The organism is Solilutibacter pythonis (assembly GCF_003697345.1).
Classification (GTDB): Bacteria; Pseudomonadota; Gammaproteobacteria; order Xanthomonadales; family Xanthomonadaceae; genus Solilutibacter; species Solilutibacter pythonis.
In genome coordinates, this window is record NZ_RFLY01000008.1 from 23,007 (window position 1) to 34,838 (window position 11,832).

The window sequence follows — 11,832 nt, forward strand, 5'->3', positions numbered from 1 at the left end:
CGGCATGAAATCCCCATGCCGCCGTCCATCGACATCCCCTGCCCGGCGACAGTACTCAACTCAGTGGCCGGGCGCCCCCAACCCGCATTCGACCAGCCCCCTGAGTCCCCGGTTGTGCGAGCGCGTCGGCATCAAGCTTCCACTATCCCGCCCAACACCACGCAGACGATCCAGTCACGCGGCGACTGCCGATCCGGCCGGCCGTGAGTGGCGACGGAACGTCATGGCCACGGCATCAAAGCGAGCGGCCATCAATCGCTTGACTTGGCAACCCGGCCAGCTCGATGCACTCCTGGCAGCGCACGTTGATCGCTATGGGGCATCCAGAGAGCGCATCCACAGGTCGGGCAAAACTTGGGCTGGATGAGGTGCTTATTGAACGCGCAAGTGGAAAGCGCATTACTCCCGACTCGGTCGACAACGCGGTACGCGGCAGGAACCAAAGCAGATAGCCCTTGCACTGGCAATGCGAGCGGTTGCATTCCATCACGGCCTGCATGTCGCCCGCATCGACACCGAAGCGGGTTCGCCCACACTGGCAGCTTCCTTCGCACATGGCGCGACTCCATGGCTCGGAGGCCGATACCGCCTGTCATGGCGTGGACCTATCGTGACCGCCCGGCAGGCTCGGGTAAAATGCCCGGATGCCTTATACCCCGATCATCGGTACCCTCGGTTACATCCTCTCGCCCGACCGCGAACAGGTGCTGATGGTGCACCGGAACGCCCGCGCCGACGACGAGCACCTCGGCAAATACAATGGTCTGGGCGGCAAACTGGAGGCGGACGAGGACGTGCTGGCTGGGATGATCCGCGAAATCCGCGAAGAAGCGGGCATCGAATGCACCGCGTTGGAGTTGCGCGGCACCATCAGTTGGCCCGGTTTCGGCAAGCGCGGCGAAGACTGGCTTGGCTTCGTCTTCCTCATCACCGCCTTCGAGGGCGAACCGTATTCGGAAAACCCGGAAGGCCCTCTGGAATGGGTACCGCTGGAGCGCCTGCACGAACTGCCGATGTGGGAAGGCGACCGCCATTTCCTACCGCTGGTGTTCGATGACGACCAACGCGCCTTTCACGGCGTCATGCCCTACCGCGACGGCCGTCCGCTGAGCTGGCAATTCTCGCGGATGTGAGGCGTCTCAGCGCAGCTGAGAATCCTTGCTGCCACGACGGTTGTAGCCGCCATGGGCCGCCTCTCCGGCATCGCGCGTTTCCTGACAGGGCACGCACAGACGCACGCCGGCAATCGCCTGGCGCCGCGCCTCGGGGATGGGCGCATCACAGGCTTCGCAATGGCGCAGGCTCTCGCCGGTCGGCAGGCGGCTGCGCGCCCGTGCGATGGCATCCTTCACCGTGGCGTCGATCTGCTCCTGCACGGCACCATCGCCGGCCCAGCCCGTGGCCATGTCATCTGCTCCAGAAATACGGAAGGCGAAGGGATTACCTTCGCCTTCCAATATCGGGCTTCATTGCCCGTGCTTCAAGCGCCTGTCGGGCGACATGCGCCCGACGGTACCGGCATCAGCCCTTGAACGGCGCGATGTCGCCCGGACGACGCAGCATCTTGTTGACCTCGTCGGCGTGCAGTTCCTCGCTCTCGATCATCTGCCGGGCATATTCCTCCAGCAATACCGACTTGCCCTCGACCAGATCCAACAATTCGTAATACGCCTTCAGGGCTTTTTCCTCGTGCGCCAAGCTTTCGCGCAGCATGTCGCCGATGTCGTGCTGTTCGGTTTCCAACAGCGGCCCGATCTTCAGCGAAGGATGGCCACCGAGCAAAGTCACCAGTTCGCCCGCCTTGTGTGCGTGCGAAAGCGATTCGTCGGCATTCGATTTCATCCACGAAACGATCGGAATACGGTTATAGCCGTAAACCATCAGCGAATAATGCGTGTAACGCACCACGCCGGCGAGTTCCAGCTCCATGATGGTATTGAGCGTATCAATGGCCTGGGCCTTGATGGCGGGATCGATGGTGCGACTCATGGGTGCCTCCTGATTAGTTAGTTTGAAGATTCCCGCTGATTATGACTCACCCTTGCCCGGCGTGTCGGAATGCGAATCCACCTCGATTCCCACGTCGGTCGGGGCGGCTTCGTACACCTCACGGTCGAGCATGCCGGTTTCCTTCGCCACCAGCACCGGCACCAATACCTGGCCGGTGACGTTGGTCATCGTCCGCATCATGTCCAGCACGCGATCGATCGCGTAGAGATAACCGATGGTTTCCAGCGGCAGGCCGGCGGCGGTCAGCACCACCGTCGCCATCACCACCGCCGTGCCCGGCACGCCGGCGGTGCCGAAACTGCCCAGCACCGAGGCCAGCATGATGACCAGATACTGGTTGAGGGTAAGGTCGATGCCCATGTATTGGCTGATGAACACCGCCGCCAGCGCCGGGTAGATCGCGCCACAACCATCCATCTTGATGCTGGCGCCCAGCGGCACCGCGAAGCTTGCGTAATCCTTGTTCACGCCAAGGTTGTGGGTGGCCGCGCGCAGCGAGACCGGCAGCGCCGCGAAGCTCGACGAGGCCACGAACGCCACCTCCATCGCCGGCGCCGCGCCCTTGAAGAACTTGAGCGGATTGAGCCCGTGCGCCAGCAGCAGGCCGGTATAAACCACCACGATATGGAAGGCGCAGGCCACGTACAGCGCGATGACGAAACTGCCGAGCGGCAGCAGCTTCTCGAAACCATAAGTGCCGACCAGCGCGGCAATCAGGCCGAAGGTGCCAAACGGCGTGAACTCCAGCACATAGCGGGTGATCTGGATCCAGATATCGCTCAGTTGAGCGGCGATCTTGCGGGTCTCCGCCACCTTGTCGCCCAGCCTGACGATGGCGAAGCCGATCAACCCGGCCACGAAGATCACCGGCAGGATCGACCCCCGGCCGGCGGCCAGCACGGTTTCGCCGGCCGCGTTGACCCGGGTGCCAATGCCGGCCAGCGCGTAGAACAGGTTGTCCGGCACCACGCCCAGCAATACCTGCATCACGCTGGGCACGTCGCGCTGCGTCCAGTTCTCGGCCACCGCCAGTTGGCTCACTCCGCTACCGGGTTTCAAGATCAACCCCGCGCCGATGCCGACCAGCACCGCCAACACCGCGGTGAAAGCGAACCACAGGAAGGTGCGCCCACCCAACGCCGCCATCGATTTCTGCCCGGACAGCGCCGAGACCGCGCTGATCACCGCGAAGAACACCAGCGGCACCGCGATCATCTTGATCAACGTGACGTAGAGATTGCCCAGCCAGCCGAACCAGGTCTCGGCGTTGGGCCCGAGCCACCATCCCGCCAACATGCCGAGCGCGAAGCCGAGCAACACCCGCTTCCAGAACTTGATACGGAACCACCAGTCGAACATGGGTCAACCCCTGGACACGATCCGGCGACGATACCCCAGCGCCCGCCGCCCACCAAGCGTCACATCGGCACTTCATAATGCGTATTCCGCATTAGCCCGCGACCGACTTTCCGATGCCCCACGTACCTCCTTCCATCACGCCGCTGCTTGCCGCACTCGCCGCCACCGTGCTGTCCGCCTGCGCCGCCGGCGCGCCCACCCGCGCATCCGCGCCCGCGATCCACGTCGATGTCCCCTCGATCCAGCGCCCGGACGGCGAAACCCCGGCCTGGTGGTTCCGCCACGGCGCCGCCCAGGCCTCCCAGCGCGGCGCGACGGCGGGACGGGCGAAGAACCTGATCCTGTTCGTCGGCGACGGCATGAGCCTACCCACGGTCGCCGCCGCGCGCATCTTGGAAGGCCAGCGCGCCGGCCGCCCGGGCGAGGAGCAGAAACTGGCCTGGGAAGAATTCCCCGCCACCGCGCTCAGCCGCACTTACAACACCAACGCGCAGACGCCGGATTCCGCCGGCACCATGACCGCGATGGCCACCGGCGTGAAGACCCGCATGGGCGTGCTTTCGATCGGCCAGGACGCGCCGCGCGGCGACTGCGCCGCCGCGCGCAAATCGCCGATGTTGACGCTGTGGGAACTGGCCGCCGCCAACGGCCTCTCCACCGGCGTGATCACCACCACCCGCGTCACCCACGCCACCCCCGGCGCCACGTTCAGCCACAGTGCCGACCGTAATTGGGAGAGCGACACCGACCTGCCGCAGGAGGCGCGCGATTTCGGCTGCCACGACATCGCCCGGCAAATGATCGAATCCGATTTCGGCAACGGGCCGGACGTGCTGATGGGCGGCGGCCGCAAGAATTTCATGCCGGTCGATCAACGCGACCCGGAATACGACGACAAAGTCGGCGAGCGCCTGGATGGCCGTGACCTGATCGCCCAATGGAAGAGCCGCCACCCCGAGGGCGCTTACGTCTGGAACGCCAGGCAACTGGCCGAAGCCCCCGCCAACGCCCCGCTGCTCGGCCTGTTCGAACCCGACCACATGCATTACGAGCACGACCGCCCGCAGGACAAGGCCGGCGAACCGACGCTGGCCGAGATGACGCGCGCCGCCATCGCCCGCCTGCGCAGCAACCCGGAAGGCTACGTGCTGCTGGTGGAAGGCGGGCGCATCGATCATGCCCACCACGAAGGCAACGCCTATCGCGCCCTGGTCGACACCATCGCCCTGTCGGACGCGGTGCGCACCGCCACCGAGATGACCGATGAAGCCGACACCCTGATCCTGGTCACCGCCGACCACGCGCACACGATGAACTTCGTCGGCTACCCGGCGCGCGGCAACCCGATCCTGGGCAAGGTCAAGGGCGGTAGCGGCGAGGATGGCGACCCGACCCAATATGCCCGCGACGCCACCGGCCTGCCCTACACCACGCTCAACTACGCCAACGGCCCGGGCTACGCCGGCGCCAACGACCAACAGACCGAGGGCCCGAAACGAGCCAACCGCGAATCCAGCGGCTGGCAGGTAGCCGAGCGCGGCCGGCCCGACCTGACCGACATCGATACCGAGCACCCCGACTACCTACAGGAATCGATGATCCCGATGCGCTCGGAAACCCACGGTGGCGACGATGTCGGCATCTGGGCGCGCGGCCCCGGCAGCCAGGCGGTACGCGGCAGCGTGGAGCAGAACACCATTTTCCATTTCCTGCTCCAAGCCCACCCTCGCCTGCGAAAAGCGGTATGCGACACCGGCCACTGCAATGCCGGGGGCGTACCCACCGAGCTGCCGTCACCGGGGAAATTCGCCACCCCGGTCAAGCGCTGATGCCCTTTCGGACGATGCCGGCCAGCGCCGGCTTCGTTCATTCTGGGCCTTCACCCTCCCCCACCACACGCGGCGGAGCATGGCCGCGGCGCACACCCAAAGGAGCTTCCAACATGACCCACATCAATCTGGACGACAAAGTCTGCCTGGTCACAGGCGCGGCCAGCGGCATCGGCAAGCGCATCGCCGAGGTCTACGCCGAAGCCGGCGGCAAGGTGGTCATCGCCGACCTCAAGCTGGACGCCGCCGAGGCCACCGCGCGGGCCATCCGCGAGGCCGGCGGCGAGGCGCTGGCGGTGGCGATGGACGTCACCGACGAGGCGCAGGTGATCGAAGGCTTCGCCCAGGCCATCGCGAAATACGGCCGGATCGACGTGCTGGTGTCGAACGCGGGCATCCAGATCATCCACAAGATCACCGATTTCCCGCTGGCCGACTGGAAGAAGATGCTGGCGATCCACTGCGACGGCGCCTTCCTCACCACTCGCGAGGCCATGCGCGACATGGAGAAGCGCAAGGCCGGCGGCGCCATCATCTACATGGGCAGCGTGCATTCGCTGGAAGCCTCGCCGCTGAAAGCGCCCTACGTCACCGCCAAGCACGGCCTACTGGGCTTGGCCCGCACGGTGGCGAAGGAAGGCGGCCCGCTGGGTATCCGCGCCAACGTGATCTGCCCAGGCTTCGTGCGCACGCCGTTGGTGGAAAAACAGATCCCCGAGCAGGCCAAGGAATTCGGCCTCAGCGAAGAAGAGGTCATCAAGAACATCATGCTGAAAAATACCGTGGATTTCGAATTCACCACGGTGGACGACGTCGCCAACGTCGCGCTGTTCCTGGCCGCGTTCGAAACCAATGCGCTGACCGGCCAGAGCATCGCGGTCAGCCATGGCTGGCATATGCAGTGAATTCGGGGCTCGGGGCTCGGGGCTCGGGGCTCGGGGCTCGGGGCTCGGGGCTCGGGGCTCGGGAAAGCGTAGCCGTGGATTCGCACGAGTAGACATGGACACGCTTTCCGCGCCCTTGAGGAAGCGAGTTGGGGGAAGGGGGCGTCCCGAGCCCGGCAACGTCGATCCCCGCAAGAAGACACGGCACAGCCCAGTTCCGGGGCCGGAAACGAAGCATGCTTCGGCCGCACGACGATGCGACGCGGCGGCATCCATCCATGTTCAAACCGGGAACACCATGAAGGACGCATCCAAACGCCTGCACGGCAGAATCGCACAATATCCCGCCATCGCCCTGGTATTGCAGGGTGGCGGCGCGCTCGGCGCCTACCAGTGCGGGGTGTACCAAGCATTGAACGAAGCCGCCATCCGCCCCAACTGGTACGCCGGTATCTCGATCGGGGCCATCAACGCGGCGATCATCGCCGGCAACCGCCCGGAAGACCGTATCGAACGCCTGCGCGACTTCTGGGAAACCATCTGCGAACCGGCCGGGCTCGCCACCTGGCCGGCGATCTCTATCCGCGCCGGGCTGGCCATGCTGCCGATGAACCCGGCGCTGGAAACCTGGGCCGCCACCATGAGCGCATTGGCCGCGCTCTGGCAGGGGCAGCGCGGCTTCTTCGAACCCTGGCCGGCCTCCCCCTTCCTGCTTTCCGACGGCAGCCCGCAGGCGACCAGCTTCTACGACACCACCCCACTGCTGGCGACACTCGAACGACTCGTCGATTTCGACCGGATCAACGGTGACGCCGACGTCCGCCTGACCGTCGGCGTCACCGATGTCGAAAGCGGCAATTTCCGCTATTTCGACAGCCGCGAGACCCGGATCGGGCCAAAGCACGTCCTGGCCTCGGGCGCGCTGCCGCCAGCGTTCGCGCCGGTGGAAATCGAAGGTCGCTTCTACTGGGATGGCGGCATCGTCTCCAATACGCCGCTGGAGCACATCCTCGATGACTGGCCGCGGCGGGACACGCTCGCTTTCCAGGTCGATCTATGGAGCGCCAGCGGGCCGAAGCCACAAACCATGATGGACGTGCTGGAACGCGGCAAGGACATCCAATACTCGAGCCGCACCCGGCACGGCACCGACATGGTGGCCCGTACCCAGCAGTTGCGCACCGCGCTCAACGAGCTGATCGAAAGACTGCCTGGCAAGCAACTGCCAGAAAACATGCGCGAGGCGCTGGCCCCTTGGATGGATGACCGCGTGTTCAACATCTTCCATCTGATCTATCAGGCCCGGCCGCACGAACAACAATTCAAGGATTACGCCTTCGGCCGGTTTTCCATGGAAAACCACTGGCAAAGCGGCCTGCACGATACCCGCGCCACGCTGCAACGCACCGAGTGGTTCGACCTGCCCGACCGCGACGCCGGCTACGCCGTGCACGACATCCACCGCCAGGAACAGAAACGCAGGCTGACGCGTTTCTGAGCGTGCGGCAAGCAACGCCCTTCATTCGGCTCAGAACGGCTTGGCCAGCACCAGCCAGACGATCGGCACCAATGCCAGCAGCGGCAACTCGTTGACCAGCCGCAACGCGCGCGATGACGGCAGCGACCGCCCCGCCTCCGCGCCCTTCAGCCATCGGCCGATCACGATGCCGTAGGCGAACAGCAACGCCACCAGGGTCAGCTTGGCATGCAACCAACCGCCACTCATGCCATAGCCCATCCACATCCACGCGCCGAACACGAACAACAGGCCGAACATGATCTGGCCGAAGCGCGCCAGCCGCCTGCCCATCAGCACCAGCCGCGCATGCACCGCGGGCTCCCCGCCGGCCTCGGCGAGGTTGACCAGGATGCGCGGCAGATAGAACAGCACCGCCATCCAGGCGATGACGAACACCAGATGGAAAGTCTTGATCCAAAGATACATGCGGCGCTCCGACGAATTGCCGATAGGATGCCACGCATGAATGACAAGACCTACGACCGCGAATACTTCGACCGCTGGTACCGGCGCGAAGGCATCGGCGATGGCAGGCGGCTCGCGCGCAAGGTCGCGCTGGCGGTGGCGATGGCCGAATACCACCTGGAACGGCCAATCGGGACAGTACTCGACATCGGCTGCGGTGAAGGCGCCTGGCGCGCACCGCTACTGAAGCTGCTCCCCGACCTCGACTATCTCGGTTTCGATGCCAGCGAATACGCGGTGCGTCGCTACGGTCGCAGCCGCAACCTGCGCCCCGCCCGTTTCGCCGATTTCGAATACCTGCGCCCGTGCGCGCCGGTCGATTTACTGGTGTGCAGCGACGTGCTGCACTACCTCGACGCACGCGAACTCGGCCGTGGCCTGCCCGGGCTTGCCGAATTGACCGGCGGCGTGGCCTTCCTCGAAACCTTCACCGCCGAAGACCAGGCGACCGGCGACGAACACGGCTTCCACGTCCGTCCGGCCCGCTGGTACCGCCAGCGCTTCCGCCGCGCCGGCCTTGTCCAGATCGGCTCACACGGCTGGCTGGGCCCGGCCCTGGCCGCAAACGCCACCTCCCTCGAAACCGCGCCATGACGCCCCGAAAGCACGCCATGGCCCATATCCTCGGCCTATCGATCGGCCTGTCCGCTCAGCCAGCGCTGGCGGTGACGGACATCTACACGGGGACGCTCAAGACCGAAGACAGCGGCACAGATGTCTGGCTCGAACGCTGCGACGCCATCCGCAGCACGTATCGCCTGCTCGAAGCCGCCCCCGTGCCCGCCGATGGCGCCCCTTTGGCGACGTTCCTGCGGCGCTGGGGCACGCATCGCGGCCCGATCCAGCTCACCGTCGTCGGCGAATACCATGAGAACGACGGTGAATCGCAATTGCGCGTCACCACCATCGACAACGTGAAACCGGGCAAAAGCTGCCACCTGGCCGATATGCTGGACGCGCTGGAGCCCACCCCATCCCCCGTACCGCGCCGCTGACCGGGCAAGGACGGGCAACGCATCCATGCCACGACCGACACATACCCGATCCACACCCGGACAAGGTATGCTGCGTCGCAGCATAAAAGAGGAATGTCCATGCTGCTCTACCAGATACACGAATCCGCCCGCGCCTGGATGGCGCCGCTCACCTACTGGTCCGAAGCCATCGCCAAGATGTACACCGCGCCGGGCAGTTGGCTCTCCGGCCTGCCGGGCGCGCCGCGCATCGCCGCCGGCTACGAGCTGATGCACCGGATCGGCAAGGATTACGAGAAACCCGAGTTCGGCATCCACGAGATCGAGGTCGATGGACTGGCGATCCCCGTGGTCGAGCGGGTCGCCTTGGAAAAGCCGTTCTGCCGCCTGCTGCGTTTCAAGCGCTACCACGATCAGGCAGACGGCCTGGCCGGCATGAAGGACGACCCGACGGTGCTGATCGTCGCCCCGCTTTCCGGCCACCACAGCACGCTCTTGCGCGATACCGTCAAGACGATGCTGAAGGACCACAAGGTCTATATCACCGACTGGACCGATGCCCGCATGGTGCCGAAAGAGGCCGGCGCGTTCCATCTGGACGATTACGTGGCCTACATCGAAGCATTCATCCGTCATATCGGCGTGGAGAGTCTGCACGTGGTCAGCGTCTGCCAGCCGACCGTGCCGGTGCTGGCCGCGGTATCGCTGATGGCCTCGCGCGGCGAACCGACCCCCAAGACCCTCACCATGATGGGCGGCCCGATCGACGCCCGCGAATCGCCGACCCAGGTCAACGCGCTGGCGATGAAACGGCCGCTGTCGTGGTTCGAGCAAAACCTGATCCACACCGTGCCGGCCAATTATCCCGGCCGCGGCCGCCGGGTGTACCCGGGCTTCCTGCAATACATGGGCTTCGTGGCGATGAACCCGGAGCGCCATGCCATGTCGCACTGGGACTACTACCAGGACCTGATCAAGGGCGACCAGGAAACCGCCGCCTCGCACCGCCGCTTCTACGATGAATACAACGCCGTGCTGGACATGCCGGCCGAGTACTACCTCGACACCATCCGCACCGTGTTCCAGGACTATCTGCTGCCGCGCGGGCTATGGCGGGTCCGTGGCGAGAAGGTCGACCCGAACGCCATCGGAGACACCGCGCTACTCACCATCGAAGGCGAACTGGACGACATCTCCGGCGCCGGCCAGACCCGCGCGGCGCTCGCGCTTTGCGGCAAGGTGCCGGAAAGCCGCAAGCGGCATGTCACCGTCGAGGGCGCCGGCCATTACGGGATCTTCAGCGGCCGCCGCTGGCGCCACAAGGTCTATCCGCAGGTGCGTGACTTCATCGCCGCGAACAGCGGCAAATGACGGGCATGCCAGACGCATCCGGCATCCGGCACGGCCGCCTCACACCTTGACCAGCAGTTGCTTGGCCAGCATCCCGTGCAGGCGGCCAATGCCGCGCGCGACGTGCAGGGCCAGCGTCAACAGCAGGAAACCGGCCAGCATCACCAGCGGCGCGGCGAATGGATATTGGCCGATCAGGTCTTGGCTCCCCGCCACATCGATCTTCAGGGGGAATCCCAAGAGCCGCGCCGGCGGCCCGAACATCAAGCCCAACGAAACCGACAGCCCGGTCAACGCCACGACGAAATAGGCGATGCCCAGCGGCAACATCAGCAGGAAATAGAAGAAAGTGCCCCAGGTTCGCGGGTCGGTGAACATCGCGCCGATCCGTTTCAGCAATGGCATCCCGACATCGCTATAGGGCGGGCGGCGCGGCATCCGCTCATCGAGCAACGCCTCCACCAGCCGCCCTTCCACCAGCGCCAGCAACCGGCTCAAGCCAATGAACAGCACGAACAGAGGCAACCCGACGATCAGAATCATCAGCCCCGCCGACAAGCTCATGCCGGTGACGGTCCAGGTGAAATAAGCGATGCCGGTTCCCAGCGACAGCAGCATGTAGAACAGCGCCCCGTAACTGCGCGGATCGGTGAACACGCCAAAGATCCTCCGCCACGGCGAAAGCCCGTCCAGCCACTTCGAAGGCGGGTTTGGCGTGCGCAACGCGGCCCGCACCTTGACCTCGGTGTCGCGGTAGATGTCGGCAACCTCCTCCGGGTCGCCATAGCTGCCGGCGACATCGGCGATCACCTCGGCCTCGCACTTGCCGGGATTGGCCGCCAGCTCGGCGCGCAGATATTCCTCGGCGTCGTACAGGGCGTCCTGGATCATCGCCGGGTCGGCGCCTTCCAGTGCGCGCCTGAGGTGCGCCAGATAGGCGGGAATGGTGGTTGGCAGTCCGGTGTTCATTTCAGGCTCCCCTTGAGCACGGCATCGACGGAATCGCGGGTGGCGCGCCAGGCTTCGCTCCAGTCGCGCAGCGTGGCGCGCCCGCTGCCGGTGGCGCGGTAGTAACGGCGCGGCGGGCCGCTGACCGAGGGTTCGACAAAACTCTCCAGCAGGCCCGAAGCCTCCAGGTTGCGCAGCACCGGATACAACGCGCTCTGCTTGCCGGCCAGCACGCCACCGGCCTGCTCCAGCGCCTTGGCGATCTGATAGCCGTACATCGGCTCGCCCGAGCGCGCCACCACCGCCAGCAACGCCAGCGCCACGGTGCCAACGGACAGCTCGCGTTGGAACTTGCGCAGGCGCAGTTCGTCGTCGCTCGGCTTGTCGGTTTGGCTATTCATGTTTCGATACTATTGTTGATTTCGATATAGAGAATGTGCCACTAGTCATTGTCGGCCATGCCCGCGCTATCCTCGGGTTCGGTTTCCAAGGAG

14 protein-coding genes are annotated in these 11,832 nt (G+C 65.2%); 7 read left to right on the top strand and 7 right to left on the bottom strand.

What is annotated here, in order from left to right:
• Nucleotides 1–235: 235 nt before the first annotated feature.
• A complete protein-coding gene (locus EBB59_RS06825) occupies nt 236–556 on the bottom strand; it encodes a hypothetical protein (RefSeq protein ID WP_211327701.1) in 321 nt (106 codons plus the stop codon).
• A gap of 88 nt (nt 557–644) precedes the next feature.
• Between EBB59_RS06825 and EBB59_RS06830 the strand changes: the two genes are divergently transcribed.
• Nucleotides 645–1,133 (top strand): NUDIX hydrolase, encoded by a 489-nt coding sequence (locus tag EBB59_RS06830; protein ID WP_122101411.1) that lies wholly within the window; start codon nt 645–647, stop codon nt 1,131–1,133.
• A gap of 6 nt (nt 1,134–1,139) precedes the next feature.
• On the opposite strand, the gene EBB59_RS06835 is transcribed toward EBB59_RS06830, so the two are convergent.
• From EBB59_RS06835 to EBB59_RS06845, 3 genes are all read right to left on the bottom strand, one after another.
• Complete coding sequence (locus EBB59_RS06835) at nt 1,140–1,406, bottom strand: DksA/TraR family C4-type zinc finger protein (protein ID WP_122101412.1); 267 nt, start codon at nt 1,404–1,406, stop codon at nt 1,140–1,142.
• A 115-nt stretch (nt 1,407–1,521) separates the two neighbouring features.
• Nucleotides 1,522–1,989 carry a ferritin-like domain-containing protein gene (locus EBB59_RS06840; protein WP_122101413.1) on the bottom strand — a complete coding sequence of 156 codons (468 nt, stop codon included), beginning with the start codon at nt 1,987–1,989 and terminating at the stop codon, nt 1,522–1,524.
• 39 nt (nt 1,990–2,028) lie between these two features.
• Nucleotides 2,029–3,369, bottom strand: a complete 1,341-nt coding sequence (locus EBB59_RS06845) for a dicarboxylate/amino acid:cation symporter (RefSeq protein WP_122101414.1) — start codon at nt 3,367–3,369, stop codon at nt 2,029–2,031.
• Between the two features lie 113 nt (nt 3,370–3,482).
• On the opposite strand from EBB59_RS06845, the gene EBB59_RS06850 reads away from it, so the two are divergent.
• The 3 genes from EBB59_RS06850 to EBB59_RS06860 all read left to right on the top strand — a co-directional run bounded on the left by EBB59_RS06850 (nt 3,483) and on the right by EBB59_RS06860 (nt 7,580).
• Complete coding sequence (locus EBB59_RS06850) at nt 3,483–5,198, top strand: alkaline phosphatase family protein (RefSeq protein ID WP_122101415.1); 1,716 nt, start codon at nt 3,483–3,485, stop codon at nt 5,196–5,198.
• A 113-nt stretch (nt 5,199–5,311) separates the two neighbouring features.
• The gene (locus tag EBB59_RS06855; protein ID WP_211327702.1) at nt 5,312–6,103 is read left to right on the top strand and encodes a 3-hydroxybutyrate dehydrogenase; all 792 of its coding nucleotides are present in this window, start codon (nt 5,312–5,314) and stop codon (nt 6,101–6,103) included.
• A gap of 277 nt (nt 6,104–6,380) precedes the next feature.
• A complete protein-coding gene (locus EBB59_RS06860; RefSeq protein ID WP_158601738.1) occupies nt 6,381–7,580 on the top strand; it encodes a patatin-like phospholipase family protein in 1,200 nt (399 codons plus the stop codon).
• Between the two features lie 30 nt (nt 7,581–7,610).
• On the opposite strand, the gene EBB59_RS06865 is transcribed toward EBB59_RS06860, so the two are convergent.
• Complete coding sequence (locus EBB59_RS06865; RefSeq protein WP_122101417.1) at nt 7,611–8,027, bottom strand: CopD family protein; 417 nt, start codon at nt 8,025–8,027, stop codon at nt 7,611–7,613.
• Between the two features lie 36 nt (nt 8,028–8,063).
• Between EBB59_RS06865 and EBB59_RS06870 the strand changes: the two genes are divergently transcribed.
• The 3 genes from EBB59_RS06870 to EBB59_RS06880 all read left to right on the top strand — a co-directional run bounded on the left by EBB59_RS06870 (nt 8,064) and on the right by EBB59_RS06880 (nt 10,411).
• Nucleotides 8,064–8,660, top strand: coding sequence for a class I SAM-dependent DNA methyltransferase (locus EBB59_RS06870; RefSeq protein ID WP_245979124.1), 597 nt, complete (start codon nt 8,064–8,066; stop codon nt 8,658–8,660).
• Nucleotides 8,657–9,061 carry a hypothetical protein gene (locus EBB59_RS06875; RefSeq protein WP_211327703.1) on the top strand — a complete coding sequence of 135 codons (405 nt, stop codon included), beginning with the start codon at nt 8,657–8,659 and terminating at the stop codon, nt 9,059–9,061. Before EBB59_RS06870 ends, EBB59_RS06875 begins: the two co-directional genes overlap by 4 nt.
• 102 nt (nt 9,062–9,163) lie before the next feature.
• Entirely contained in the window at nt 9,164–10,411 is a 1,248-nt protein-coding gene (locus EBB59_RS06880; RefSeq protein ID WP_122101525.1) for a polyhydroxyalkanoate depolymerase, read from the top strand.
• 39 nt (nt 10,412–10,450) lie between these two features.
• Here EBB59_RS06880 and EBB59_RS06885 read toward each other — a convergent pair whose 3' ends face one another.
• Both EBB59_RS06885 and EBB59_RS06890 read right to left on the bottom strand, forming a co-directional pair.
• Nucleotides 10,451–11,359, bottom strand: a complete 909-nt coding sequence (locus tag EBB59_RS06885) for a sensor domain-containing protein (RefSeq protein ID WP_122101420.1) — start codon at nt 11,357–11,359, stop codon at nt 10,451–10,453.
• Nucleotides 11,356–11,739, bottom strand: coding sequence for a PadR family transcriptional regulator (locus tag EBB59_RS06890; protein WP_122101421.1), 384 nt, complete (start codon nt 11,737–11,739; stop codon nt 11,356–11,358). The genes EBB59_RS06885 and EBB59_RS06890 overlap by 4 nt, the downstream gene beginning before the upstream one ends.
• Between the last annotated feature and the right edge of the window lie 93 nt (nt 11,740–11,832).